The organism is Caulobacter sp. HJHS_5 (genome assembly GCF_056683955.1).
Genome location: NZ_JBWZNC010000007.1, coordinates 77,064 through 100,031, shown reverse-complemented (window position 1 = coordinate 100,031; position 22,968 = coordinate 77,064). Strand labels below are relative to the sequence as shown.

The following is a 22,968-nucleotide window of genomic DNA, read 5'->3' as shown; positions in this document are numbered from 1 at the left end:
GTTTAGAGCGCGCCGGGCGGGTTAACCGCGCACACTTAACCCTGGCGCGCTCTAGGTCTTCGTCGCCAAGGCGCGGGCCACCGCCCGCCCATCGCGCAGGCCGGGCGGCGTCTCGCCGAGCCCGACGAACGGTGCGGCGTTGAGCGGCGCGAACTCGGCCGCGAGGCCCAGCTTGGCGTGACGCCAGGCGATGGTCTCGCCGAGATCGAGCCCGTCGCGAACGCGCCCGAGCACGATCGTATCCACGAAACAGCGCGCGCCGCCGAGCCCGCCCGCCGATCCCGTCTGCTCGGCGACATAGGCCTTGGTGAAGGCGAAGTTGGCCTGCAGCGGCGGCGCGATGTCGAAGGCCGACCGCAGCCTTCCGGCCCGCTGCACCGCCTGATCCACCGACAGCCGCCCGCCCTTGACGCTGTCGAACAAGGCCCGGAGCCGCATCTCGTCCGCATCGAGCCCCGCCCGACGGCCCTTCATTCTGAAGCCCGCCGCGATCACCATCCTCGCGCCGGGGAAGGCGTCCCGCGCCTCGGCCGCGTTGACGGCGGCGAACAGGCGCCAGGCGTCGCGCAGGAAGTCGGCGGTGACCGAGGCGTCGCTGGGCGACAGGTCGCGATAGGCGACGGCCCCGTCATTCATCACCAGCGTGGGGAAGGCGCGCTTGCTGTGCTCGGCGACCAGGCGGTGGAACCGGCGCAGGCGGCCGATGGCGAGCTTGGCCTCCGCGTGGGCGGGATCGAAGCCGGCGCGCGCGATGGCGGCGCCGTAGCCGAGCAGGTCGATCCAGGCGACGACCGCCGTCGGAAACCCTGACGATGCGGCCTGCGCCAAATCCGCCTCCCGTTAAGCCGCGCCCCGCGCGATGAACCCAGGGTTCAGCAGCTTCTCCTCGACCTTGCCGTAAGGAAAGAGGCCGCCCTCCAGGGTGGTGAAGCGGCCGCCCGCCGCCTCCAGGATCGCCTGGCCGGCGCAGGTGTCCCACTCCATGGTGGGGCCGGTGCGCTTGTAGAGGTCCGCGGCCCCCTCGGCGATGCGGACGAGCTTGATCGAACTGTCCATCGGGGTGGCGTGCACCACGCCGAAGTCGGCCTTCAACCGCTCCAGCGCCTCGGGCTTCATGGTGTGGCTGACCAGGGCCAACGGCTCGCTCGGCCAGGGCCGCACGGAGATCGCCTCGACCGCGGTCTGGCCGAAACGACGACGCGCGGCGCCCCCTTGGTGCGTATGCCAGACCTCGCCGGTCGCCGGGGCGCAGATGGCGCCGGCGACGGCGCGGCCGTCGACCACCAAGCCGATGTTGACCGTGAAGTTCGGATCGCCCCGCACGAAGGCCTTGGTGCCGTCCACGGGATCGACCAGGAAAAAGCGGTCGCCGAGCAACTCAGGCCCACCCGCCTCGGCCACATCCTCCTCGCCGACGACATGCATGCCCGGAAACTGCTCGCGCAGGCGCCCGGCGATCAGAATCTCGCCGCGCCGGTCGGCTTCGGTGACCGGGCTCATGTCGGCCTTGGCGAAAACCTCCGCCCCCGTGCGCCACAACGGCAAGATGACCGAGGACGCCTCCTCGCAGATGGCGGCCAGCGCCGCGCCGATGTCGGCCTCGTCGCTCATCGGACGTCCCGCGGGTCGTCGGCCACGAAGATCAGGGCCACCTGACGGGCGTCGATCACGCGCTTGCCCGCCTCTTCGAAGTTCACCGTCACGCGAAAGCCGTCCACCGATTGCACCTGGCCCAGTCCCCAATCGGCCTGACTTGGATGGCGCACCAGGGCGCCGGGTTCGAGAAAGGGGTCCATAACCAGTTGCTCTTAGGGGTGTGGCTTCGTTTGCCAAAGCACCAAATCAGGCCAAAGATTCGCGCCATGACTGAAGCCGCCCTCGCCATGACCCACGCCCCCGAAATCGAAGCGGCCGAGTACGAGGCTCCGCCCGCGCTCGACCTCGCCGCCATGGTGGCCGCGCGCCTCTGTCACGACTTCATCAGCCCGGCCAGCGCCATCGTCTCCGGACTCGACCTGCTGGAAGACCCCGCCGCGCAGGACATGCGCGACGACGCCATGGGCCTGATCGCCTCCAGCGCCCGCAAGCTGGTCGATCACCTGCAGTTCTGCCGCGTGGCCTTCGGCGCCTCGTCCTCGGCCGAACGCTTCGATTCCCGCGAACTGGAAAACCTGGCCCAAGGCGTCTTCGCCCACATCCGCGCCCAGCTGGAGTGGAAGGTCGAACCGGCCTCGCTGAGCAAGGTGGCGGCGCGCACGGTACTCAACCTCGCCCAGATCGCCGGCGGCGTGCTGCCGGCCGGCGGGGTCGCCACCCTCAGCGCCGTCGAGGAAAACGGCGAGGTCGCCATCACCGTCGTCGCGGCGGGCCAGCGGGCCCGCATGCGCGCCGAAGTCGTCGCCGGCCTGCGCGGCGAGCCTGTCGGCGACGGCCTGGCCGGCCAATGGATTCAGGCCGCCTATCTGAAATCGATGCTCGAGGCCAACGGCGGTTCGATAGGCTTCGAGCCCGGCGAAGAGCAGATCGTGTTCACGGCCCGGGCGCCGGCCTGATCGATCCCCCGGAATCGCATGCTTAGCTGGGGATAATCGCCCTGGCCCATACTGCTCCTTAACCAACCCCGGCCGACAACCGAGGCTAGGTTGAAAGGAGTTCGCGGAGCGTTGCGCACCTGCCTCGTGGTCGATGACAGCCGGGTGATCCGCAAGGTGGCCCGCCGCATTCTGGAGGACATCGGCTTCGAAATCGCCGAGGCGTCCGACGGAATGGAGGCGCTCGCCTGGTGCCGCGCGGCCATGCCCGACGCGGTGCTGCTCGACTGGAACATGCCGCTGATGAACGGCGTCGATTTCTTGCGTCAGTTGCGCAGGGAACCGGGCGGCGAGGATCCCGTGGTAGTGTTCTGCACCGTGGAAAGCGACCCCAACAACATCCGCGAGGCGCTGGACGCCGGGGCGGCCGAGTACATCATGAAGCCGTTCGATGGCGACATCATCGAGGCGAAGTTCGCCGAGGCCGGTTTGCTGTGAGACCGGAGGACATCGACCTCGTCGTCGCCCTGTGCCGCACCCGCGCCGGCCTGAAGGTCGATCGCGAGAAGACCTATCTGATCGAAAGCCGCCTCGGCCCGCTGGCCCGCCGCGAGGGCTACGCCGCCGTGCAGGACATGCTGGACGCCCTGCGCACCCGCCGCGAGGAGCGGATGATCTGGTCCATCGTCGAAGCGATGGCCCTGGGCGAAACCTCGTTCTTCCGCGACCGCGAGGCCTTCGCCCTGCTGCGCGACGAAATCCTGCCGGGTCTCGCCCGCGAACGCGGCGCGACGCCGCTGCGAGTGTGGAGCGCCGCCTGTTCGACCGGCCAGGAAGCCTACTCCCTGGCGATGATCACCGACGGCCTCGCGATGGGCGCCCCGGTGGAGATCTTTGGCTCCGACCTCTCGGAACGCGCGCTCGAAAAGGCCCAGAGCGGTCTTTACACCCAGTTCGAGGTGCAGCGCGGCCTGCCGATCCGCCTCCTGCTGCAGCACTTCAACAAGACCGACGAGATGTGGAGCCTTTCGCCCCGCATCCGCCAGCGCGTCCGTTGGAAGCGCATCAACCTGATCGCCGACCTGACGGCGCTGGGCCGCTTCGACGTGATCCTGGCCCGCAACCTGGTCAGCGGCCTCGACCCCGCCGCCCGCAAGCGGGTGCTGCAGAGCCTGGCCGGCGCCCTGGCCGCCGACGGCGTTCTGATGCTCGGCGCCGATGAGACGGCGGACGACGCGCCCGAGGCCCTGCGCCCCATGCCGGGCCGCCGCGGCGTCTTCGCCCGCGACCCGGCTTTCCAGAAGGCGGCTTAGCCCGCTCTGCCCTTCAGCTTCGGCAGGAACGCCGCCAGCAGGCCGATGGCCGGCAGGAAGGCGCAGACGGCATAGACGGTGTCGACGCCCCAGCGGTCGGCCACCTCGCCCAGCACGGCGGCGCCGAGTCCGCCCATGCCGAACGAGAAGCCGAAGAACAGGCCCGAGATCATCCCGATCTTCGCCGGCGCCAGTTCCTGAGCGAAGACCACGATGGCCGGGAAGGCCGAAGCCAGCAGCAGGCCGATGATCACGCTGAGCACCCCGGTCCAGGCCAGGCTGGCGTGGGGCAGCAGCAGGCTGAACGGCAGAACGCCGAGGATGGAGACCCAGATCACCGCCTTGCGGCCGATGCGGTCGCCGATCGGTCCGCCCGCGAAGGTGCCCACCGCCACCGCGCCGAGGAAGGCGAACAGGTGCAGCTGGGCCTTCTCCACCGACAGGCCGAAGCGCTGGATCAGGTAGAAGGCGAAGTAGCTGGTGATGCTGGCCAGGTAGACATACTTCGAGAACACCAGCGCCAGCAGGATCAGCAGGCCGCGCCGCGCCTCGCCCCGCGGCAGCGCGGCCTCGATGCGGCGTTTGCGGCTCTCGGCCAGGCGGGCCAGGCCATGGTCGCGGTACCAGACGGCCACCTGCCACAGCACCGCCCCCGCCAGCAGCGCCAGGAGACCGAAGAAGGCCAGGCTCGACTGGCCCCAGCGCATGACCACGATGGCCGCCGCTAGGGGGCCGAGCGCCGAACCGGCGTTGCCTCCGACCTGAAACAGCGACTGAGCCATGCCGCTGCGGGCGCCCGCCGCCATCCGCGCGACGCGCGAGGATTCGGGATGGAAGACGGAGGAGCCCATGCCAAGCAGGGCCGCTCCGACCAGCAGCAGGCCGTAGTTGTGGGCCACCGACAACACCACCAGGCCCGCCAGCGAGAACAGCGTGCCCCCCGGCAGGGCCATCGGCGTCGGCCGCTTGTCGGCATAGAGGCCAACCAGGGGCTGCAGGATCGAGGCGGTCAGTTGATAGACCAGGGTGATCATGCCGATCTGGCTGAAGGAGAGCCCGAACGCCGCCTTCAGGTTGGGATAGATGGCCGGCAGCAACGCCTGCATCATGTCATTGAGCAGGTGGCAGAAACTCACTGCGAAGATCACGGCGAACACCGTGGTTTCCGCCTGGACGGCGGGCTTGGCGGGCAGGACTTCGGCTTGCGACATCGGTGGTTCCATAGGGCGACGCTTGCGGAGGTCGCCGCATTAGGCGACATGGGATCGTCCCGCATTCCGCATCGGGACGAAGTCTTTCGCGAGTGGGACAGTGGCGCACGAGTGGACACGGCCCGACGACTATGACGACATCCCCCGGCCTCTGGTCTCGGTGGGCAAGGATTATCCGCCGTCGTTCGAACTGGCGACGCATGTTCATGGCCGGGGCCAGTTGCTCTACGCCGCCAAGGGCGCGGTGGTGATTTCCACCCCGGCCGGCTCCTGGGTCGCCCCGCCGGAGCGGGCGGTGTGGACGCCGGTCGGCGTGCCCCACGCGGTGCGCATGGTCGGCAAGGTCTCGACGCGCAGCGTGCTTCTGGACGCGGAGACCTCGCGCCGCATCGGCGACGACAACATGGTGCTGGCCGTCACGCCCCTGCTGCGCGGTCTGCTGATCGCCGCCAGCGATATGCCGCTCGACTATGACGAAGCGGGTCGCGACGGAAAGGTGGTCGCCCTGCTGATCGCTGAGTTGGAGCGGGCCGAGCGCGTGCCGCTGGCCACGCCGATGCCGGGCGACCGCCGGATGGCCGCCCTCTGCCAGGCCTTCATCGCGCGGCCGGCGCCGCACGACACCATCGACGCCTGGGCCGCGCGCCTGGGCATGGACCGCCGCGCCTTCACCCGCCGCTTCCGACGCGAGACGGGCCTCAGCTTCGGCGCCTGGCGGCAGCAGGCCTGCGTCCTGGCCGCCCTGCCCTGGCTGGCCGAGGGCAAGTCGGTGACGGCCGTGGCCCTAGACCTCGGATACGACAGCCCGGCGGCCTTCTCGACGATGTTCCGGCGACTGATCGGCGTGTCGCCCACGCGTTACGCGGCCAGCCAGGCGGCTTAGAGCGCGCGGTTACGCCCGCGCGCCCCAAACACTACAAACGCTCTAGCGCTTGGCGTCGCGCGCCGTGTCCGCGACAGCGCGGCCGGCGGCCGAAACGTCGCGGCCGACGCCCTCGACGGTGTTGCAGGCGGTAACCAGGAGACCGGCCGCCAGGGCGGCGAGAACGACGAACTTACGCATGGAGTCGGAGCCTTTCGCGACAACGAGGTTGTGCTGACGGAAAAGCCAAGCTTGTGGCGAGGTCAAGGCCAAGCCTGAAATGCAGAAGGCCCCGCCGGCGAGCGGCGGGGCCTTCAAGTGTCGAAAGACGCCTTGAACTACTTGGCGTCGCGAGCGGTGTCGCTGACGGCGTCGCCGGCGGCCGAGACGTCGCGGCCGGCGCCTTCGACGGTGTTGCAGGCGGCCACGAGCAGACTGGTGGCCATGGCGGCGAGGATGACGAGCTTACGCATCGGGTGTCTCCGAAGGGGATTTGAATAGGCGCTTCGGAAACGTCCCGCGGCCAGTCGAGTTCCGGGCCGACCGCGACATGGCCGAGCTAGGCTGAGCCTCGCCCAGGCCAAGGCCGTCAAGGGTTCGGGGTGGGGAAGTTCAGGCGAGCGATCACCCCGCCGCCCTCGGGGGTCTCGAAGCTGGCCGCGCCGTGCAACTGGCGGGCGAAGGCGGTCATCAGGGTTCGGCTCATGCCCGCGGCGGCCGGGGTTCCCGCCGGGGCGCCATCGTCGCCGATGGAAAGCTCGGCCTGGTCGCCCCGCACGTGGAAATCGACGCGCAGCGTGCCGCCGTGATCGGTGGGGGCGTGCTTCTGGGCGTTGTTGATCGCCTCGACCGCGAACAGGGCCAGCGGCGCCAGGCGGTCCGGATCGATGACCAGCGGATCGGCGTGCACCTCGGTGCGCATGGCATGACTGCTGTCGCCGGCCATCACCTGGGCGACCAGCTCCTCCAGGAACGGCCGCAGATCCACGCGCTTCAGGTCCACCCCCTGGTAAAGGGCGCGGTAGATCAGGGCCAGGGCGGTGATCCGCTGCCGGGTGTCGGAGATCGCCAGCCGGGCGGCCGGGTCTTCCAGCGCTCTCTGCTGCATCGACAGCAGCGATGAGATGACCTGCAGGTTGTTCTTCACCCGGTGGTGAATCTCCCGCATCAGCCCGTCCTTCTGCTCCAGACTCTCGTGCAGGGAGCTGTCCTTGGCGACGATGGCCGCGGCCATCTCGTCGAGCGTCCCGGCCAGGTCGCGGATTTCCGGCGGCGCGTGCTCGGCCTGCAGAGGCCGCACGGTGAACCGGCCGCGCGCATAAATCGAGGCGACCCGCTGCAGATAGGCGATCCAGCGGACCACCGTGCGGTCCGCGGCGTAGATCACCGCCCCCAGCGCCAGCACGAAGGCCAGCAGCGGCGGCAGCAGACGCGAGATCGGATTCAGCCGCGCCCAGGAAAACAGTCCCTGGGCCGGGGTCGACAGCACCACGAACAGGTCGTCGCCGACCAGCGGCACAGCTGAAAGCGTGCGCAGGCGCCCCTGGCCGTCGCGGGCGGTCCACACCGCCCCGCCCGGCTTCAGCGCCTGGGCTGCCATGTCGGCGGGCGCCGTCGGGAACATGGTTGGATCGGTCAGGGCGACGTAGCTGCCGGCGTCGTCGGCGAGGCCGGCCTCGGCGCCGTCGGGCAGGCCGGGATAGCTGGTGTCGGGCTTCAGGCTGGCGAGCGACATCACGGCCGCGAAGGCGCCGTCGAAGTTGCCGGCCGCATCCTCGGCGCGCACCGCTGCGATCATGGAAGGCTGGCTGCTGTAAACCACGCCCGGCGAGCCGCTGGCGGTCAGGTGATCTCCCGCGGCCAGGGCGGCGAACCAAGGCCGTGTGGCGCGCACCGCGTCGCGCGGCACGTTGGCCGAGGCGCAGACCGTGCGGCCGTTACGGTCGAAGCGGATCAGATTCTCGTAGCCGGGCAGGCGCCGGGCGATCTCCGCCAGGCGAGAGGCGCACTCCAGACCCGTGGCGCGGGGCCCCAGGGTCTGCAACAGCACGCCCGCCGCCTCCACCCGCGCGTGCGTGGTGGTGGCGGCGCTGAGGGCGGCCTGACGCAGGGTCTCACGCCGCGCGTTGGCGTCGTTCCGGAACGCCCAGATCGACTGCGCCGCGCCGATGGCCAGCACCGGCAGCAAGGCGACGACCAGCACGGTGGCCAGCCGGACACGGATTGTCGTGTCGGCGGACCACGCCAGCCAGAAAGGACGCTTCACCGGACTGTGCTCAGCCGCTCCGCTTCGGCGAGAATGGCGAACATCGCCTCGCCGGCCTCGCCGCCGTCGCGGTCATAGGCGCCGGCTTCGAGGATCGCCTGCAGGGCGCGCCGCGCCCGGCTGACCCGGCTCTTCACCGTGCCGACCGCGCAATCGCAGATGATCGCGGCTTCCTCGTAGGCGAAGCCGCCGGCTCCAACCAGGATCAGGGCTTCACGCTGCTCGGCCGGCAGCATGGCCAGGCTCAAGCGCAGTTCGTCCAGCGCCACTGGGGCTTCGGGATCGTCCACCGCCACCAGGGTGCGCTCTGCGGCTTCCTGATCGAGCTGGCTCTGACGCCACGACCGACGCTTGTCGGAATAAAACTGATTGCGCAGGATCATGAAGGTCCAGGCCTTCATGTTGGTGCCGAGCTGGAAGCTCTGCCGCGCATCCCAGGCCTTCATCATCGCGTCCTGCGCCAGATCGTCGGCGGCGGTCGGATCGCCGGTCAGGGTCCGCGCAAAGGCGCGCAGGTGTGGGATAAGCTTGACCAGTTCACCCTTGAACTGGTTGTCGCGGGCGGGGTCGTCCGCGTGAGCGGCCTTCGCATTGTCCGCCATGATCAGCGTTCTCCCGCGGGCGGCTCGGCCTTGCGCAGGATTTCGAGAAACTCGTCAGGCACCGGCTCGTTGACCACCTGGTCGAACATCTGCCGCAGCTTCACGCCGATCGCCTGTTGGCGGAGGCGAGCCTCGTCCAGCGCCGGGGCGCCTTTTCGTCTTTGGTCCATGTCGCGTTGTTCAATCATGCCAAACGGCGCCTCAAGAGCGCCAACCCCCGGTTTGCGTGGTGCTTCGAGCGACAAAACGGGCTTACCCAGCAATGGGTTCCATCGGTTAAGCTAGTTTATTCCGCCTCGACCGCGCAAGAAGCGGAACCATAGTGAACAGGGGGCGTTTGCCTCCCATCGCGGGGGTGGGCGTCAAGCGCCCGAACCGCGCCTACTGTTTAGAGACCGTTCAATACGGGAGGGGTCATGAGTCTTCTCGCCCGGCTCGCGCCGCATCTGCCTTACGTTCGCCGCTACGCGCGCGCGCTCACTGGCGACCAGGCCACTGGCGACCATTATGTGCGTATCGCGCTCGAGGCCTTGGCCGCCGGGGACCAGACCCTCGAAGCGTCCCTGTCGCCGCGCGTCGCCCTGTATCATGTGTTCCACGCCATCTGGCTGAGCTCGGGCGCCCAGCTCGAGACCCTTCCGCGCGAGGAAACCAGCGCCCAGGCCGAGGACGCGGGCCAACGCCTCCTGCGCATCGCGCCGCGGTCGCGTCAGGCCTTCCTGCTCACCGCTCTCGAAGGCTTCACGCCGACCGAAGCCGCGCAGATTCTCGACACCGACTTCGAAGAGGTCGAACGCCTGATCTCCGAGGCCCAGGCCGAGATCGACGCCGAACTGGCCACCGAAGTCCTGATCATCGAGGACGAACCGGTGATCGCCGCCGACATCGAAGCGCTGGTCACCGAACTGGGTCACAAGGTGCTGGAAGTGGCCGCCACCCGCACCGAAGCGGTCGACGCCGTCGCCCGCCGCACGCCGGGTCTGGTGCTGGCCGACATCCAGCTGGCCGACGGCTCATCGGGCATCGACGCGGTGAAGGACATCCTGGCCCGCCTTGACGTGCCGGTGATCTTCATCACCGCCTTCCCGGAGCGCCTGCTGACCGGCGAGCGTCCGGAGCCGACCTTCCTGATCACCAAGCCGTTCCAGCCGGAGACGGTGAAAGCCGCCATCGGCCAGGCCCTGTTCTTCCATCCGCGCCGCACCAAGAAGGCGGCCTGATCTCACTCGAAACGCCTGAGCGAAAAGGGCCGGACGCAAGTCCGGCCCTTTTCTTTTGCGCCTCCCGGCTGCGGAACGTCGCCCACGCGGCTCCGTTTAACTCTGCGACGGCGCGCATGGGGCGCCGCATGGATACGGAGAAGGGCCGATGCTCGGTTGGGCGATCGTTTTCGCGGTGCTGGCGCTGATCGCCGGCTACCTGGGGTTCGTGGGCCTGGCGGGCGTGGCCGCCACCATCGCCAAGGTGCTGTTCCTGATTTTCCTGGTCTTGCTGGTGGTCAGCTTCATCATCCGGGCGATTCGTGGACAGTCGGTCGTCTGATCGAGATCTCGAAGGCCCAAAGCGAAACGGCCGCCCGACGGGCGGCCGTTTCTCGTTGCGAGGCCATTGCGCGCGATCAGCCGTCGCGCGCGGGCGGCGGCGTACTCTCGTTTTGCCGCGGGGTCGGCTCGGGCGCGTTGAAGCCCTGGGCGGCCTCCGGCGTCGCACCGGTGCTGGTGGTGGCCAGGTCGTCGGACTTGAAAGCCCAGGAGCCGAACAGCACGGCGATGGCCAGGGCGGTCGAGATGCCCAGCACCCAAAGGATGGGCTTGCCGGATCTGCCCTGTCGGGCGCGGGTGACGTTCAGTCGGGGAGCCATGGCGGTTTCCTGTCAGTAAGGGAAATAGGCGAAGGCGTCGGGGGCCGGCGGCGGATCGGAGCGCGGCGCCGACAGCGTCTGCAACAGCACGCTGGACGAGGCGACCGCGGCGATCACCACCACGAGCGTCAGACGCCCCCGCCGAGCCCGGCGTTCGCGGCCTTCCGGCGCATAGAAGACGAACACTCCAGAAGACTTGCTGGCCATGGGACCGATCTTCCATCCGAAACGCCGCGGCAGGCCCGAGCGCATGGAAAATCAACGCGATGCGGCCCTCGCCGTTCCGCCTAAGCAGAGCCGTTGCGCGGGGCGTGGAGAGGGGCGTTTGACCGCTCTCGGAAGACGCGAAAAGAATCTTCCAAAACATCGGAACCGGTCGAGCCGGCCCGCATTCTTATGTCTGCGGAGGCGGCGACGCCCCCCCGACTTGAGGTTGACCACAGTCAACCTGCCGTCTCCGCAACCCCTTACTGGAGGGCGGGCCGCATCCCCTCGGCCCGCCTTCGCCGTATTCGCCCTCCAACCTCGGAACGCAGAAGCCCTCCCGGAATCGGAAGGGCCGGTTTGTTTGCGCGAATGCATGACGCCTATTTGGCGGGCGACAGCTCCACGACGATATCGGCGCGGCGGCGCAACGGTCGCGCTTGGCCGTCGGGTGTCAGCGCCCCTACGTCGCCCGCGGCGGCGACCTCGAACTTCGGCGCGGCGAAGCCGACCTTGGCGAGGGCGATGGTCGTGGTGCGGGCCCGAGCTTCGGACAACGTCTGATTGGCCCCCGGGGCGCCGACGGCGTCGGCCAGGCCGATCACGCGCACGCTGTCGACGGAGCAGCCGCGCGCCCCGTCAGCGGCGCCCTTCAGCACCGCTTCGGCTTCGGGCGTCACGACCGAGGAGTCGTTTTCGAAATAGATCGCCACCGCCTGATCCTGGCAGGCGTTGGGCAGCGTCTCGATGGCCGCGCGATTGCGGGTCATGGTGGGCGCGCAGGCGCCGTTCAGGGCGGCGAGCCCCAGCACCAGGCCCGCGACGAAAATCTTGTTCATAGGCACGCCCCCCAAAAGGCCTCGCGAAAGAGGCCCAAGAATCTAGTCGCGCGAAAAGGGGCGGCCAAAGCGACCGCCCCTTTCGTCGGGATTTCAGGCTCGGCGATCAGCGCGGCGAGCCGTCTTCCCAGTAATAACGGCCGCTGCCGCCGTCATAATAATAATAACGCGAAGCCCGCTCATCGTAATATTGGCGACGGTTCACGCCCATCTGGCGGTCCTGGTTGGCGCCGCGCGCCGCGCCGGCGACACCGCCGAGGGCCGCGCCGACAGCCGCCCCGGCGCCGGCGTCGCCGCCGCCCACATTGTTGCCGATCACCGCGCCGGCGAGCGCGCCGAGGGCGGCGCCGCCGGCGGCGTTGCGTTCGATATTGCCCGTGCTGGTGCACGCCGCGCAGAGGGCGCCGGCGCCAGCGATGGCCACGAGGGTCTTGGTCAGCATTGTTCGCTCTCCATTGTATTGGACGCCCGCAAATCGAACGCATGCCCATGGCGGCGGTTCCGGAAGCGGAACCGTGCTTCCAGCCCGCCGTTCGACTCCCGAACGAGAGGAGCATGGCATGCGCCTATGGAATCCCCCAACCGGCAAAGCTTCGACGGCGACGGCCGAGCTCGTGTCCGTCGATCAAGATAGCGCCCTGCGCGAGGCCTACGCCCGCGGACGACGCGATGAACGCGCCCGGCGGCGGCGTTCACCGGCCCTGGCCCTCGCCATCGCCTTGACCGCCGTGGTCGGCGGTTGGACCCTGGTGTCGGCCGCCCTGCGCGGCTCCTTCGAAGGCGGCGGCCAGATGATCGACACCCAACTCGTCACCGCCGGACAGGAAGCCGCTCCCGCCCTGCGGCAGGCCGCTCAAGGGGCCGCTCAGCTGGCCCGGGGCGACAAAATCCAAGGCCGCGTGACCCAAGAGTGAGCTGGCTGGCATGAGGCTTTTCGGGGGGACGAGCCGCCCACGCATACGCAAGGTCGAAGTGGTGGCCAACATCGCCTCGGGGTCGGTCGGCCCCGAGGCGCCCGACGAGGTGCGCGCCATCCTCGCCCAGTTCGGCCTCCTCAACGCCCGCGTGCTGACGCCGCAAGAGGACGGCGGCGTGGATGCTTGCCTGAAGAAGGCCCTGGCCGCCCGCCCCGACCTGCTGATCGTGCTGGCGGGTGACGGCACGGCTCGCGCGGCGGCCGAACATGCGGGTCCCCGCGGGCCGCTGATCGCCCCCCTGCCCGGCGGCACCATGAACATGCTGCCCCACGCCATCTACGGCGAGCGGCGCTGGCCTGACGCCCTGCGCGCCATCCTCACCAACGGAATGGAGAAACGGATCGCCGGCGGCGAGGTCGACGGCCGGCTGTTTTTCGTCGCCGCAATCCTCGGCCAGCCCGCCCTGTGGGCCGATGCCCGCGAGGCCGTGCGCCAGGGCGACATCCGCAAAGCCTGGCTGCGCGGCCGCCGGGCGCTCAGCCGCGCCTTCACCGGTCGCCTGCGTTTCTCCCTCGACGGAAAGCCGCGCGAGAAGGCCGAGGCCCTGACCCTGCTCTGTCCGCTGGTCTCCACCGCCATGGCCGACGACGAAGGCTATCTCGAAGCCGCCGCCATCGATCCCGCCGACGCCCGCGAGGCCTTCCGCCTGGGGGTCAACGCCCTGGCCGGCCGTTGGCGGCGAGATCCGTCCGTCAGCGTCGATCGCTGCAAACGGGCGCATGTCTGGGCCGCGGGCCGCATTCCGGCCATTCTCGACGGCGAGCCCGTCCGCCTGGGCCGTGAAGCCTCCATCCGCTACCGGCCCAGCGCCTTCCGGGTTCTCGCGCCCGCGCCGGAGGAACAGAGGGAGGAGCCGCACACCCCCTTCGCCGCTCTCCTGAAACCGAAGCCCCATAAAACCGGCCCCACGTCCGCATGAGCTTGATCCGCATCGCCCACGTCTCCGATATCCATTTCGGCGGCGAGCACGTCGGCGCTGTCGTCGCGGCCGCCGAATGGATCGCCGCCGAGCCGCTGGATCTGATCGTCGCCTCGGGGGATTTGACCCAGTTCGGAGAGTGCGCCGAGTTCGACGCCGCCAAGCGCTGGCTGGACAGCCTGCCGCAGGACAAGCTGGTGCTGCCGGGCAACCACGACGCCCCCTATCTGCAGCCGATCGCCCGGGTCTTCACGCCCTGGAACCGCTATCGCGCCGCCTTCGGCGAACCGCGCGCCGGTCGATACGCCAAGCCGGGGCTGACGGTGGTGTCATTGAACAGCGCCCGGGGCGCCCAGCCGCGCCTGAACTGGTCCAAGGGCCAGGTCTCCGCCCACCAGACCCGCGAGACCGCCGCCGCGATCCGCGCCGCGCCGCCGGGCGATCTAAAGATCGTCTCCTGTCACCATCCGCTGGAGGAGATCACCGGCGGGCCGATGACCGCCAGGGTCTGGGGCGGCGCGGCCGCCGCTCGCGCCTTCGCGGAGGCGGGCGCCGACCTCGTGCTGAGCGGCCATATCCACGTGCCCTTCGTGCACGCCTTTCCCTATGGGAACGGCCGCACCCAGTCGGTGGGCGCCGGGACCCTTTCGATCCGGGAGCGCGGCTGCCCGCCGAGCTTCAACCTCATCGAGGCCGACGAGACCGAAATCCGCGTCGTCGCCCTGCAGTTCACCGGCTCACACTTCGAACCAATGCGAACCTGGGCGATTTCGCGCGTCAACGCGTAGGTCATCGTCCGCGTCCCCGGCCTGACCCCGAAAGCAAAATCCCCGCCCCTCATGGAAGGGGCGGGGACTTGGTCTTCAGTTCGGCTTCGCGACGCTAAGGCGTTCGCCCCCGAACGAGGTGCATGACCAGGCTCACCAGGAACAGCACCACGAAGACGTAGAACAGCAGCTTGGCGATCTCCATCGCGCCGCCGGCGATCGATGTGAAGCCGAGCAGGGCGGCGACGAGCGCCACGACGAGGAAGGTGATAGCCCACCTGAGCATTTGACGTTCTCCCGAGTTCAGCCCCCCAAAGGGCTTGCTCGATCAACGGTCTGCAGCAGGGTGAGTTCCGCCTTAACCTGGCCTCGCCAGCGGTTGTTACCGCGGCTTGGGATAGCTGTAGGCTTCGCCCTGCCCCTTCGACGCGGCCAGTTGCTTGGCGGCGAAGTCCCAGTTGGCGAGGTTGTCGAACCAGGCTTCGAGGAAGCCTTTCCGATCGTTGCGCTTGTCGATGTAGTAGGCGTGTTCCCACACGTCGCAGACCAGCAGCGGGGTGACGCCGTCCTGATTCACCGTCGTACCGGCGTCATGGGTCGAGATCACCTTCAGCGCGCCGCCTTCGACGACCAGCCAGGCCCAGCCCGAGGCGAAGTGACCGACGCCTTCGGCGACGAACTTGGTCTTCAGCTCGGCGAGGCTGCCGAAGGCCGCCTCAATGGCCGCGGCCAGCTCGCCGGTCGGGGCCGTCTTTCCAGGGCTCATCGAGTTCCAGAAGAAGTCGTGGTTCCACGACTGGGCAGCCTGGTTGAACAGCTTGCCCGGACCGGCCGACTTGATCACCGCTTCCAGGCTCTCGGGCGATTGCCCTTCGAGTAGCTGGTTCATCACCGTCACATAGGCGTTGTGGTGTTTGTCGTGGTGGAAGGTCAGGGTCTCCGCCGACATCGTCGGCTCAAGCGCTTCCTTGGAATAGGGCAGGTCAGGGAGGATAAACATGGGAAGTACTCCTTGAGGGACGTCTTGCGAGCTCCCTCATAGACCAGTCTAGGAGACGAATGTAACTTGAGAGCGGTTCTCAAGTATCCACTCGGCCGCAGTGCTCAGCGTTTGGGGGGCGCGGTGTTTCCACCGGCCACGAAGGCGCTGATCACGGCGGTCAGCACCGCCGGATTGCGAAGGGCGAAAAGCCCCGCCGCCACGGCGACGCCGGCAGCCAGCATGGGCTTTTCCTTGGCCAGCTCCACCACCTTGCCCATCAGGCCGACATCGTGCGCCTCCTGGCCGTGGTCGTGACGCTTGCCCTCGGCCTTGCGCGCGGCGAGCAGCCCGCCGATCAGCGCGAGAAACGCGGCCACGGCCGCCAGAATGGCCGCCGCGCCGGCTGCACCGAAGCGCGGAGCCAACACGGCGTACAAGGCGAATGACGCGGCGACGACGCTGACCGCCGCCGCCGCCGCGATGGCGGCCGCGGCCGCCAGCGCCGCAAGGGTCTTTTCCACGATCAACTTCTGTCAGCCCCCGCTGAGGATCAGCGCTTGGTGCTGCTGGACAGCAGATAGCCGATCAGCACGCCCACGCCGAGGCCGGCGAGCGTGGCCGTCACCGGCTTTTCCTTGACCCGGTCGACGACGTATTTCGACGCGTCGTCATAGGCCTGGCTGGCCGTGTCGGTGTAGGTGCGGCTCTGGGCGCGCAGGGTTTCAAACCCGTCGGCCAGGGCGGTCTCGATACGCTTCACGGCGTCGAGGAAGCTCGACTTGGCGTGATCGTAACCGTCTTCGAGCTCGGCGCGGGCGCCGGCGGCGGCGTCGTCGAAGCTGCGCGCGGCGTGATTGACGGCGCTCTTGGCGGCGGACTTCGACCGCTTGGCTTCGTCGACGGCGGAAGGGGGAACGGAAGTCATCGGGAGAGTCCTCCAAGGGTGAACGGCGCTTGCGGACAAGCGCTAAGGCGGCACGGGGTCAACGCGAGGTCCAGCGCATTGTTCCAGTCCAGCTTCAGCTTTTAAGCTTCACTATAAGCTGGCGTTCGCCTCAAGGTGTTTCAAGAGCTATTGTCGAGACCGATGGTCGATATCGCCGCCCCCGAGGAACGACGTCGCGAGCTCCGCCGGCTGCAGGCCGTCCGGCGCCTGCGGGCTCGCGGCTACGGCCCGGACCCGCGTTTCGACCGTATCGCCCGCACCGCCGCCCTCGCCTTGGGGGCGACGCACGCCGCCGTTCTGCTGGTGCAGGGCGAAGCCATCCACATTCGCGGTCAGGTCGGGGTGCCCGACGCGACCTATCCCCGCGCTGGCGCGCTGGCGGACGGCATGGTCCGGATGGGCGAGGCCCGGGTCAGCGCCGACATTCAGACCGACCCCGTCTTCGCGCCCTGGCGCGAGGCCGCCGACTGGGTGCGCTTCTATGCCTGCGCGCCCCTGCGCACGCGCGAAGGCGATGTCGTCGGCCTGCTCGCTCTCGCCGACGGCAAGCCGCATCCCGGCGTCGGCGCGACCGAGTTGAGCGCCCTGCAGGACCTCGCCGAAATCGCCATGGAGGAGCTGGAACGGGAAGCCGACGCCGCCCGCCAGGTGATCGACAATGCAGCCGCGGAGGCCGAGCGCCTGCGCGACCACCAGCGTCTCGAACTGGCGCTCGGCGCCGGCGGCCTGGCGGAGTTCGAGTGGGAGATCGGCTCCGACGTGATGCTGGTCAGCGAACGGCTGGCCGGCCTGCTCGGATTGCCGGCCGGTCGGGTGGAGGGGGTCAACGCCGGCGCCTTCGACCCCCACGTTCATGAGGACGATCGCGCCGCGCTTCGCCAGGCGTTCGAATCCGCCATCCGCGATCGCGGCGCCCTCGACGTGGTCTATCGCTGGATTCGGCCCGACGACGGACGCGAACGCTGGCTCTCCGCCTGTGGCGCCTTCATGCAGGGCGAGCGCGGCGAGCCGCCGCGCCTCGTGGGTGTTCAGCAGGATGTCACCGACCGTAAGCAGGCCGAGGACGCCCGCGAGACCCTGCTGGCCCAGATGGACCACCGGGTGCGCAATCTGCTGGCCTCGGTGCAGTCTCTGGTCAACCAGACCGCCCGCCGGACGACCTCGCTCGACGCCTTCCTGAAACTGTTCGGCGGGCGTCTGCGCGCCATGGCCTCGGCCCACGAACTGCTGGCGGCCACCCGCTGGGCCGGCGCGGCCATGGGCGATGTGGTGGCCGCCGCCATGGGCGGCCTGGCCGCCGGCCAGACCCGCTGGGAGGGCCCGGATCTGCTGCTCACCCCGCGCGCGGCCAACGCCCTGTCGCTGGCCCTCAACGAACTGGCGGCCAACGCCCTGAAGTTCGGCGCCTTGTCGATGGACCAGGGCCGGGTGGAGGTGATCTGGCGGCGGACCCCGGCCGGCGGCTTCGCCCTCGAATGGCTGGAGACCGGCGGTCCCGGCGCCGTGCGCCCCGCCCGCCGCGGCTTTGGCCTCACCCTTCTGGAGGACGTCACCCCGCGCGACCTCGGCGGCCCGGCGCGCCTCGACTACCGCCGCAGCGGCTTGCACGCCGAGTTCCAGGCCGCGCCCGCCGCCCTCGCCGAAATCCCCGCCCCCGCGCCGGTCGAAACGGCTTCGGAGCCCGCGCCCGCGCCCGGTCCCGAGGTCGCCGGACGTGGCGTCGCGGGCCTGCGCGTTCTGATCGTGGAAGACTCGCTGCTGCTGTCGCTGGAGCTCGAACAAGGGCTGATCGACGCCGGCGCCGAGGTAGTCGGCTGCGCCGCCGAGGTCGACGACGCCATGGGCATGCTGAGCAAGACCTTCGACGCCGCCGTGCTCGACGCCAATCTCAACGGCGAGGCGGTGACCCCGGTGGCCGCCGCCCTGGCGGCGCGGGGCACGCCGTTCGTCTTCGCCACCGGCTATGCCGATAAGGCCGCCCCGATGGGCTTCGACGTGCCGATCGTCCGCAAGCCCTACAACGTCCGCCAGATCGCCCAGGCCCTGGCCGAGGTCACGGGCCGGGCGGCCTAGTTCACCTTCACCAGATTGTCGTCGCCGTTGCGGTCGATGAGGGTGTTGTACGGATCGACCCCGACGAACACCGGCGGGGCGGCGGTGACCAGGGTCACGGTCTGCCCCCCGGTGCGCAGGGTGCGCGGCTCGACCGCGAGCACCTTCGAGGCGTCGAAGCCCTTCTTGCCCGGCTCGGCCGTGAAGGCGCCGATCTCGATCACTTCGTCCAGCGCGGCCGCGGTCTCCTCGCCCTTGCCGCCGGCGTAGACCTTCTTCGCCTCGATCTGGAAGCTGACGTCGTAGCGGCCGTCGGCGCGCTTCGTCACCTTCGGCTGACGCGCCTTCACGTCATAAAGGGTGATCTTCTCGAACAGGTCGGTGATCAGGGCCTGCTTGTCGGCCGGCGCCTCGGCGCGCAGGGCCGCCACCAGATCGGCCGCCGTGGGATAGGGCGCGCCTTTGAAAGCGTACTGGGCCAGCATCCGGCGCAGGGCGCGGTTCACCGCCGCCTCGCCGATCTGGTCGGCCAGCCGGTACATGACCAGCGAGCCCTTCTGGTAATGGATGTAGGGCTGGTTCTCGACCCGGACGAGCGGCAGTTCCTCGACCACGTCCCCGCCCCGAGCGCGCAGATAGTTGTCGAGTTCGTACTTGAGGAACTTGCGGATCATCGGCTCGCCATGCAGCCGCCGCATGACCATCAGGGCGGAATACTGCGCCAGGGTCTCGCTGAGCGCGGTCGCCCCCTGCTCGTCGGCGCCGACCATCTGGTGCGCCCACCACTGGTGCGCGACCTCGTGGGCGCCGACGTAGGTCACATAGTCGATCTTCTCCGGATCGCGGAAATCGGCGACGAAGCCGAGGTTTTCCGACCAGGGGATCGTGCCGGCGAACGACTGGGCGAAGTTGGCGTAGCCCGGGAATTCCAGGAACCGCAGCGAGCGGAACTGGAAGGGGCTGAACTCGGTCTGGAAATAGTCGAGCGACGCCTTCATGGCGGCGACCATGCGCTCCACGTTCCAGCCGTGCGCGGGATGATGGAACACCGTCAGGTCGACGGCCTTGTAGCGTTCCTTCCGCTCGGCGTAGCGGGCCGACTGGATCGAGAAGAAGTAGATGATCGGCGCCTCGGTGACGAAGCGCGCCGTGCGCCGCCCGCCCTCGGTGCGGTCCGACACCCGGTTGCCCGGGGCGATCGGCGTCTGGTCGGCGTCGGTGGAAACGGTGATGTCGGCGGTCACGAAATCGCTGTCGTGGCGCAGGTAGTTCCATTGGACGGCGGCCGGGTCGCCCAGCTTGGCCGGCCGCAGATCCGGCGGCAGGCCGTACTTGCGGCGCTTGGCGCGATCCTTCAGCAGGCCGTCGCGGCTCATGCCCAGGCCGGGGGCGATCTCGGTGTCGTTGACGAAGGTCCCGTTGCCGACGACGCGGGTGTCGGCGCCGCTATTCCTGAAGCCCTTCTGGGCGCGCACGGTGGTGAAGGCGATGGTGCGCCGCTCGCCCGGGCGCATCGGGGCGTCGAAGGCGAAGATGCGATAGTTGAAGCGCTCGAAGCTCTGCTTGGGCCAGGCGCCCTGCACCTGCAGCGCCTCGACGTCGAGATCGCGGTCGAAGCGCAGATGCACCTCGCGCAGCGGCTCGCCGGTGCGGTTTTCGATCAGATAGAGGCCGTGGGTCTCCAGCGACGGCGCTTTCGGCCGGATGTCGACGTCCAGTTTCACCGACACGATCTTGGGCTGCGGCGTCTTCTCGAACGGCAGCAGCGCGCGCTCGTAGGCGGCCAACCACTTTTCGTCATCGATCTTGGAGCGGTAGTCGTTCCAGACGTTGGTGTTGATGAAGATGAACACGCCCGAGGCGACGAACACCGCCGCCGCGCCGCCGAGGATCAGACCCGGCGCGCCGAGCAGTCGATAGGGCGCGCGCCGCAGGCGCGGTCGCAGCCGGGTCTCGGCGCCGCGCCGCCAAAGCAGGTGCGACAGAACGGCGAGCATCACCGCGAACGCGCCCCAGTAGAGGCGGAACCACCAGGCGCCGATCCAGAACCGGCCCTGTCCGTTGAGGTCGGACAGCGGGACCTGCGGCCCCGTGCCGAACAGGTACAGGTGGTGCTCGAAACCCAGGTTCCCGAGCGTGAGCGTCGCCACCAGGTAAAGGACCATCAGGCCCCAGCCGATGAACTTGTGGGGCGAGATCGTCTGGGCGAACACCGACAGCACGGCCAGCAGCACCCAGTCATATCCGAGCGGCAGGATGTACCAGCCGAGGTATTTGCCGAGCTCCAGCTGGAAATGGCCATGACCGATCTGAATGGCGACGGCGGCCAGCACGCTGATCGCCAGGGTCGACAACAGCACCAGGGCGATGGCCATCACCTTCGGCGCGACGAAAGCCCAGTCGGGCACGGGCGCGGCGTCGACGATCTCGTGCGTGCGCCGCTCGCGTTCGCGCCAAACGAGCTCGCCGCTGTAGTAGATGGCGATGACGATCGGGATCAGGCTGAAGCTGCCTTCCAGGATCGGGATCAGCGACCGGGTGACCGGGTGCAGCGCGCCCCCGTAGAGCCCCATGTCGACCTGCGACCACAGGCTGGCCATGGCGTTGGCGAACCCCAGGCCGAGCAGCACGATATAGGCCGGGCTCAGGAACACCTGCGCCATGTCGAGGCGGGTGCGGGCGACGAACTGGGCGACGGCCGCCCGGCGATCGAAGCGCGGCGCGGCGGCGTGCGGGTTGGCGGTGGCCGGCGGCCCGACCTCGATCGGCGCGGCGGCCATCGCCTTGGCCTTGCGCCGCGCCTTGCCCGATTGGGCGGCGGCGCTGAAGCGGAACGTGAACCCGGCGGCGGCGAGGAAGGCGGCCGAGAGGCCCAGCGCCAGGAGGCGGTTCCACAGGAGAGCGCCCGTCAACGGCGGCAGGGCGTTGTTGCGCTCCGTCGCGGTCCAGTAGCGCATGGCCAGGTCGAGCGCGCCGCTGCCGAACGGTTCGAGGTAGGCGGCGATCTTCTCCAGCTCGGGCTTGGCCGAGACGATGCTGGCGACGATCCACAGCACCATGAAGGCGATCACGCCGACATAGGTCAGCATCATCGAACGGGTGACCGTGGCCAGCAGGAAGAACAGGCTGGCCGTGACCAGCAGCGCCGGCAGGGCGATCACCACATAGGCGTAGAGGTAGTGCGCCGGCGCGAAGGCTCCGACGCGCTCGGGATCGAGCCAGGGCGCCATCGCGCCGACCATCATCGCCAGCGGCACCGCCAGGAACGAGATGGCGGCGGCGGCGAAGGCGCCGAGGAAGCGGCCGTAGAGGTAGTCGATCTTGCCGATGCGCGTGGCGCGGATCAGGGGGGCGAAGCCGGTGTCGTCGTCGCGCACCACCACATTGGCCACGAAGGCCGTGGTCACGAACATGTACAGCACGCCGAAGATCAGGTGCGTCTGCAGGATGTTGAAGGCGGCGTTCTTATGAATCGCCCCTCCGCCGCCGCCGATCGAGACCTGATCGGACGCCACCGAGCCGAAGGTCAGCAGGAAGAAGACGCCGGCCACCACCCAGAACACCGGGGAGCGGAGCTGGTAGCGCAGTTCGAAGGCGGCGACCTTGCCGAACATCGCCGGACTCAGGCCGCCCGTCGGCAGGTGGCGAGGGTGGAGAAGTAGACGTCCTCCAGCCCGCCGGCGACGGGCGCGAAACCCTCGCCCGGATCGCTGTCGGCCAGCACATGGATCACCGTGCGCCCGGCGAACAGGCGGGTGGAGATCACCTGGCGCTCGGTCTTCACGGCCTCCAGCTCGGCCTTATCGATGGTCTTCATCCAGATGCGCCCCTTGAGGCCCTGGACGAGATCGAGCGGCGCCCCCTCGCGCACGATGCGGCCCTCGCAGATGATCGCCATGGCCGGGCATAGGTCGGAGACATCCTCGACGATGTGGGTCGAAAGGATCACCACCACGTTCTCGCCGATCTCGGCCAGCAGGTTGAGGAAGCGGTTGCGCTCCTCGGGATCGAGCCCGGCGGTCGGCTCGTCGACGATGATCAGGCGCGGATCGCCGATCAGGGCCTGGGCGATGCCGAAGCGCTGGCGCATGCCGCCCGAGAAGCCGGCCAGGGCCTTTTTGCGCACACTCCAGAGATTGACCTGAGCCAGCAGGCCCTCGACCACCGCCTTGCGGTCCTTGGCGTCGGTCACGCCCTTCAGCACGGCCATGTGGTCGAGCATGTCGTAGGCGGAGACCCGCGGATAGACACCGAAGTCCTGCGGCAGGTAGCCGAGCGTCCGGCGCAGCAGATCCGGCGTCTTCAGCACGTCGATGTCGTCGAAGCGGATGTGGCCGCCGGTCGGGGCCTGGAGCGTGGCGATCGTCCGCATCAGCGTCGACTTGCCCGCCCCGTTCGGCCCCAGCAGGCCGTACATCCCCGGCGGAATCTTGAGGCTCACCTCGTCCAGGGCGCGCACGCCGTTGGCGTAGACGTGGGTCAGGTTCTCGATGATCAGCATGGGTTCCGGACAGGTCCTCGCCGCGACCGCCCCAATACGGCCATCTTCAATGGCAGGCGCCGCGCAAGCGCGGCAAGTGAAACAACGGTCATCCGCGATTTCGTCCGCCCGTGGATTGGGCTAGTGAACCCCACG

General features: G+C 69.1%; 29 protein-coding genes. 10 read left to right on the top strand and 19 right to left on the bottom strand.

The genetic code is table 11. The features are described 5' to 3' along the window. Nucleotides 1-51 precede the first annotated feature (51 nt). The 3 genes from ACFLIT_RS14590 to ACFLIT_RS14580 are packed head-to-tail and all read right to left on the bottom strand — an operon-like array spanning nucleotide 52 to nucleotide 1,796. Nucleotides 52-828 carry a hypothetical protein gene (locus ACFLIT_RS14590; RefSeq protein WP_479911979.1) on the bottom strand — a complete coding sequence of 259 codons (777 nt, stop codon included), beginning with the start codon at nucleotides 826-828 and terminating at the stop codon, nucleotides 52-54. A 12-nt stretch (nucleotides 829-840) separates the two neighbouring features. Continuing rightward, nucleotides 841-1,611 (bottom strand): 3'(2'),5'-bisphosphate nucleotidase CysQ, encoded by a 771-nt coding sequence (gene cysQ, locus ACFLIT_RS14585; protein ID WP_479911978.1) that lies wholly within the window; start codon nucleotides 1,609-1,611, stop codon nucleotides 841-843. Further along, entirely contained in the window at nucleotides 1,608-1,796 is a 189-nt protein-coding gene (locus ACFLIT_RS14580; RefSeq protein ID WP_479911977.1) for a DUF3553 domain-containing protein, read from the bottom strand. Before ACFLIT_RS14580 ends, cysQ begins: the two co-directional genes overlap by 4 nt. A gap of 66 nt (nucleotides 1,797-1,862) precedes the next feature. Here ACFLIT_RS14580 and chpT point away from each other — a divergent pair, with 66 nt between their 5' ends. The 3 genes from chpT (at nucleotide 1,863) to ACFLIT_RS14565 (ending at nucleotide 3,844) form a co-directional block, all read left to right on the top strand. Continuing rightward, nucleotides 1,863-2,552, top strand: coding sequence for a histidine phosphotransferase ChpT (chpT, locus tag ACFLIT_RS14575; protein WP_479911976.1), 690 nt, complete (start codon nucleotides 1,863-1,865; stop codon nucleotides 2,550-2,552). Nucleotides 2,553-2,642: 90 nt separating this feature from the next. Beyond that, the gene (locus tag ACFLIT_RS14570; protein WP_479911975.1) at nucleotides 2,643-3,029 is read left to right on the top strand and encodes a response regulator; all 387 of its coding nucleotides are present in this window, start codon (nucleotides 2,643-2,645) and stop codon (nucleotides 3,027-3,029) included. Next, nucleotides 3,026-3,844, top strand: coding sequence for a CheR family methyltransferase (locus tag ACFLIT_RS14565; protein WP_479911974.1), 819 nt, complete (start codon nucleotides 3,026-3,028; stop codon nucleotides 3,842-3,844). The genes ACFLIT_RS14570 and ACFLIT_RS14565 overlap by 4 nt, the downstream gene beginning before the upstream one ends. Here the strand turns inward: ACFLIT_RS14565 and ACFLIT_RS14560 are convergent. Beyond that, entirely contained in the window at nucleotides 3,841-5,055 is a 1,215-nt protein-coding gene (locus tag ACFLIT_RS14560) for an MFS transporter (RefSeq protein ID WP_479911973.1), read from the bottom strand. The genes ACFLIT_RS14565 and ACFLIT_RS14560 overlap by 4 nt on opposite strands. Nucleotides 5,056-5,155: 100 nt before the next feature. On the opposite strand from ACFLIT_RS14560, the gene ACFLIT_RS14555 reads away from it, so the two are divergent. Then, nucleotides 5,156-5,938 (top strand): AraC family transcriptional regulator, encoded by a 783-nt coding sequence (locus ACFLIT_RS14555; RefSeq protein ID WP_479911972.1) that lies wholly within the window; start codon nucleotides 5,156-5,158, stop codon nucleotides 5,936-5,938. 42 nt (nucleotides 5,939-5,980) lie between these two features. On the opposite strand, the gene ACFLIT_RS14550 is transcribed toward ACFLIT_RS14555, so the two are convergent. The 5 genes from ACFLIT_RS14550 to nepR form a co-directional block, all read right to left on the bottom strand. Further along, on the bottom strand, nucleotides 5,981-6,118 hold the full coding sequence (locus tag ACFLIT_RS14550; RefSeq protein ID WP_479911971.1) for an entericidin A/B family lipoprotein: 138 nt from the start codon (nucleotides 6,116-6,118) through the stop codon (nucleotides 5,981-5,983). 137 nt (nucleotides 6,119-6,255) lie between these two features. Further along, nucleotides 6,256-6,390 (bottom strand): entericidin A/B family lipoprotein, encoded by a 135-nt coding sequence (locus tag ACFLIT_RS14545; RefSeq protein WP_479911970.1) that lies wholly within the window; start codon nucleotides 6,388-6,390, stop codon nucleotides 6,256-6,258. 116 nt (nucleotides 6,391-6,506) lie between these two features. Further along, on the bottom strand, nucleotides 6,507-8,183 hold the full coding sequence (locus ACFLIT_RS14540; protein WP_479911969.1) for a sensor histidine kinase: 1,677 nt from the start codon (nucleotides 8,181-8,183) through the stop codon (nucleotides 6,507-6,509). Beyond that, nucleotides 8,180-8,785 carry a sigma-70 family RNA polymerase sigma factor gene (locus tag ACFLIT_RS14535; RefSeq protein ID WP_479911968.1) on the bottom strand — a complete coding sequence of 202 codons (606 nt, stop codon included), beginning with the start codon at nucleotides 8,783-8,785 and terminating at the stop codon, nucleotides 8,180-8,182. Before ACFLIT_RS14535 ends, ACFLIT_RS14540 begins: the two co-directional genes overlap by 4 nt. A 2-nt stretch (nucleotides 8,786-8,787) precedes the next feature. Continuing rightward, nucleotides 8,788-8,973: an anti-sigma T factor NepR gene (nepR, locus tag ACFLIT_RS14530; RefSeq protein WP_479912228.1), complete on the bottom strand. Its 186-nt coding sequence runs from the start codon at nucleotides 8,971-8,973 to the stop codon at nucleotides 8,788-8,790. 228 nt (nucleotides 8,974-9,201) lie between these two features. Here nepR and phyR point away from each other — a divergent pair, with 228 nt between their 5' ends. After that, complete coding sequence (phyR, locus tag ACFLIT_RS14525) at nucleotides 9,202-10,005, top strand: anti-anti sigma factor/receiver protein PhyR (RefSeq protein ID WP_479911967.1); 804 nt, start codon at nucleotides 9,202-9,204, stop codon at nucleotides 10,003-10,005. 148 nt (nucleotides 10,006-10,153) lie between these two features. Next, entirely contained in the window at nucleotides 10,154-10,327 is a 174-nt protein-coding gene (locus tag ACFLIT_RS14520; RefSeq protein ID WP_479911966.1) for a DUF1328 domain-containing protein, read from the top strand. Nucleotides 10,328-10,403: 76 nt separating this feature from the next. Here the strand turns inward: ACFLIT_RS14520 and ACFLIT_RS14515 are convergent, their stop codons facing one another. From ACFLIT_RS14515 to ACFLIT_RS14500, 4 genes are all read right to left on the bottom strand, one after another. Beyond that, nucleotides 10,404-10,646: a hypothetical protein gene (locus tag ACFLIT_RS14515; RefSeq protein ID WP_479911965.1), complete on the bottom strand. Its 243-nt coding sequence runs from the start codon at nucleotides 10,644-10,646 to the stop codon at nucleotides 10,404-10,406. A 12-nt stretch (nucleotides 10,647-10,658) separates the two neighbouring features. Then, nucleotides 10,659-10,853, bottom strand: a complete 195-nt coding sequence (locus tag ACFLIT_RS14510) for a hypothetical protein (protein ID WP_479911964.1) — start codon at nucleotides 10,851-10,853, stop codon at nucleotides 10,659-10,661. 380 nt (nucleotides 10,854-11,233) lie between these two features. After that, nucleotides 11,234-11,689, bottom strand: coding sequence for an OmpA family protein (locus ACFLIT_RS14505; RefSeq protein ID WP_479911963.1), 456 nt, complete (start codon nucleotides 11,687-11,689; stop codon nucleotides 11,234-11,236). 106 nt (nucleotides 11,690-11,795) lie between these two features. After that, nucleotides 11,796-12,128, bottom strand: a complete 333-nt coding sequence (locus ACFLIT_RS14500) for a glycine zipper domain-containing protein (RefSeq protein WP_479912227.1) — start codon at nucleotides 12,126-12,128, stop codon at nucleotides 11,796-11,798. Between the two features lie 175 nt (nucleotides 12,129-12,303). Between ACFLIT_RS14500 and ACFLIT_RS14495 the strand changes: the two genes are divergently transcribed. Genes ACFLIT_RS14495 through ACFLIT_RS14485 form a run of 3 tightly spaced genes read left to right on the top strand, consistent with a single transcriptional unit; the run spans nucleotide 12,304 to nucleotide 14,373 of the window. Then, complete coding sequence (locus ACFLIT_RS14495; RefSeq protein ID WP_479911962.1) at nucleotides 12,304-12,603, top strand: hypothetical protein; 300 nt, start codon at nucleotides 12,304-12,306, stop codon at nucleotides 12,601-12,603. Between the two features lie 10 nt (nucleotides 12,604-12,613). Then, on the top strand, nucleotides 12,614-13,585 hold the full coding sequence (locus tag ACFLIT_RS14490) for a diacylglycerol/lipid kinase family protein (protein WP_479911961.1): 972 nt from the start codon (nucleotides 12,614-12,616) through the stop codon (nucleotides 13,583-13,585). Next, nucleotides 13,582-14,373 carry a metallophosphoesterase family protein gene (locus ACFLIT_RS14485; RefSeq protein WP_479911960.1) on the top strand — a complete coding sequence of 264 codons (792 nt, stop codon included), beginning with the start codon at nucleotides 13,582-13,584 and terminating at the stop codon, nucleotides 14,371-14,373. Before ACFLIT_RS14490 ends, ACFLIT_RS14485 begins: the two co-directional genes overlap by 4 nt. Before the next feature lie 94 nt (nucleotides 14,374-14,467). On the opposite strand, the gene ACFLIT_RS14480 is transcribed toward ACFLIT_RS14485, so the two are convergent. From ACFLIT_RS14480 to ACFLIT_RS14465, 4 genes are all read right to left on the bottom strand, one after another. Then, nucleotides 14,468-14,638, bottom strand: a complete 171-nt coding sequence (locus ACFLIT_RS14480; protein WP_479911959.1) for a DUF1328 domain-containing protein — start codon at nucleotides 14,636-14,638, stop codon at nucleotides 14,468-14,470. 96 nt (nucleotides 14,639-14,734) lie between these two features. Beyond that, nucleotides 14,735-15,352, bottom strand: a complete 618-nt coding sequence (locus tag ACFLIT_RS14475) for a superoxide dismutase (protein ID WP_479911958.1) — start codon at nucleotides 15,350-15,352, stop codon at nucleotides 14,735-14,737. A 104-nt stretch (nucleotides 15,353-15,456) separates the two neighbouring features. Further along, nucleotides 15,457-15,855 (bottom strand): hypothetical protein, encoded by a 399-nt coding sequence (locus tag ACFLIT_RS14470; RefSeq protein WP_479911957.1) that lies wholly within the window; start codon nucleotides 15,853-15,855, stop codon nucleotides 15,457-15,459. Nucleotides 15,856-15,884: 29 nt separating this feature from the next. Further along, nucleotides 15,885-16,259, bottom strand: coding sequence for a hypothetical protein (locus tag ACFLIT_RS14465; protein WP_479911956.1), 375 nt, complete (start codon nucleotides 16,257-16,259; stop codon nucleotides 15,885-15,887). Between the two features lie 162 nt (nucleotides 16,260-16,421). Between ACFLIT_RS14465 and ACFLIT_RS14460 the strand changes: the two genes are divergently transcribed. Then, nucleotides 16,422-18,353, top strand: coding sequence for an HWE histidine kinase domain-containing protein (locus ACFLIT_RS14460; RefSeq protein ID WP_479911955.1), 1,932 nt, complete (start codon nucleotides 16,422-16,424; stop codon nucleotides 18,351-18,353). Here ACFLIT_RS14460 and ACFLIT_RS14455 read toward each other — a convergent pair. Both ACFLIT_RS14455 and ACFLIT_RS14450 read right to left on the bottom strand, forming a co-directional pair. After that, a complete protein-coding gene (locus tag ACFLIT_RS14455; protein ID WP_479911954.1) occupies nucleotides 18,350-21,946 on the bottom strand; it encodes an ABC transporter permease/M1 family aminopeptidase in 3,597 nt (1,198 codons plus the stop codon). The two genes, ACFLIT_RS14460 and ACFLIT_RS14455, sit on opposite strands and share 4 nt — an antisense overlap. A gap of 8 nt (nucleotides 21,947-21,954) precedes the next feature. Beyond that, on the bottom strand, nucleotides 21,955-22,833 hold the full coding sequence (locus ACFLIT_RS14450; RefSeq protein WP_479911953.1) for an ABC transporter ATP-binding protein: 879 nt from the start codon (nucleotides 22,831-22,833) through the stop codon (nucleotides 21,955-21,957). Nucleotides 22,834-22,968: the final 135 nt, after the last annotated feature.

Bases quoted from the DNA above. Each gene is read 5' to 3' on its own strand.
- ACFLIT_RS14535 (WP_479911968.1), bottom strand. From the start codon at position 8,785: ATGGCGGACAATGCGAAGGCCGCTCACGCGGACGACCCCGCCCGCGAC.
- ACFLIT_RS14560 (WP_479911973.1), bottom strand. From the start codon at position 5,055: ATGTCGCAAGCCGAAGTCCTGCCCGCCAAGCCCGCCGTCCAGGCGGAA.
- ACFLIT_RS14450 (WP_479911953.1), bottom strand. From the start codon at position 22,833: ATGCTGATCATCGAGAACCTGACCCACGTCTACGCCAACGGCGTGCGC.
- cysQ (WP_479911978.1), bottom strand. From the start codon at position 1,611: ATGAGCGACGAGGCCGACATCGGCGCGGCGCTGGCCGCCATCTGCGAG.
- nepR (WP_479912228.1), bottom strand. From the start codon at position 8,973: ATGATTGAACAACGCGACATGGACCAAAGACGAAAAGGCGCCCCGGCG.
- chpT (WP_479911976.1), top strand. From the start codon at position 1,863: ATGACTGAAGCCGCCCTCGCCATGACCCACGCCCCCGAAATCGAAGCG.
- ACFLIT_RS14475 (WP_479911958.1), bottom strand. From the start codon at position 15,352: ATGTTTATCCTCCCTGACCTGCCCTATTCCAAGGAAGCGCTTGAGCCG.
- ACFLIT_RS14460 (WP_479911955.1), top strand. From the start codon at position 16,422: ATGGTCGATATCGCCGCCCCCGAGGAACGACGTCGCGAGCTCCGCCGG.
- ACFLIT_RS14545 (WP_479911970.1), bottom strand. From the start codon at position 6,390: ATGCGTAAGCTCGTCATCCTCGCCGCCATGGCCACCAGTCTGCTCGTG.
- ACFLIT_RS14550 (WP_479911971.1), bottom strand. From the start codon at position 6,118: ATGCGTAAGTTCGTCGTTCTCGCCGCCCTGGCGGCCGGTCTCCTGGTT.
- ACFLIT_RS14485 (WP_479911960.1), top strand. From the start codon at position 13,582: ATGAGCTTGATCCGCATCGCCCACGTCTCCGATATCCATTTCGGCGGC.
- ACFLIT_RS14520 (WP_479911966.1), top strand. From the start codon at position 10,154: ATGCTCGGTTGGGCGATCGTTTTCGCGGTGCTGGCGCTGATCGCCGGC.
- ACFLIT_RS14455 (WP_479911954.1), bottom strand. From the start codon at position 21,946: ATGTTCGGCAAGGTCGCCGCCTTCGAACTGCGCTACCAGCTCCGCTCC.
- ACFLIT_RS14515 (WP_479911965.1), bottom strand. From the start codon at position 10,646: ATGGCTCCCCGACTGAACGTCACCCGCGCCCGACAGGGCAGATCCGGC.
- ACFLIT_RS14510 (WP_479911964.1), bottom strand. From the start codon at position 10,853: ATGGCCAGCAAGTCTTCTGGAGTGTTCGTCTTCTATGCGCCGGAAGGC.
- ACFLIT_RS14490 (WP_479911961.1), top strand. From the start codon at position 12,614: ATGAGGCTTTTCGGGGGGACGAGCCGCCCACGCATACGCAAGGTCGAA.
- ACFLIT_RS14480 (WP_479911959.1), bottom strand. From the start codon at position 14,638: ATGCTCAGGTGGGCTATCACCTTCCTCGTCGTGGCGCTCGTCGCCGCC.
- phyR (WP_479911967.1), top strand. From the start codon at position 9,202: ATGAGTCTTCTCGCCCGGCTCGCGCCGCATCTGCCTTACGTTCGCCGC.
- ACFLIT_RS14505 (WP_479911963.1), bottom strand. From the start codon at position 11,689: ATGAACAAGATTTTCGTCGCGGGCCTGGTGCTGGGGCTCGCCGCCCTG.
- ACFLIT_RS14580 (WP_479911977.1), bottom strand. From the start codon at position 1,796: ATGGACCCCTTTCTCGAACCCGGCGCCCTGGTGCGCCATCCAAGTCAG.
- ACFLIT_RS14465 (WP_479911956.1), bottom strand. From the start codon at position 16,259: ATGACTTCCGTTCCCCCTTCCGCCGTCGACGAAGCCAAGCGGTCGAAG.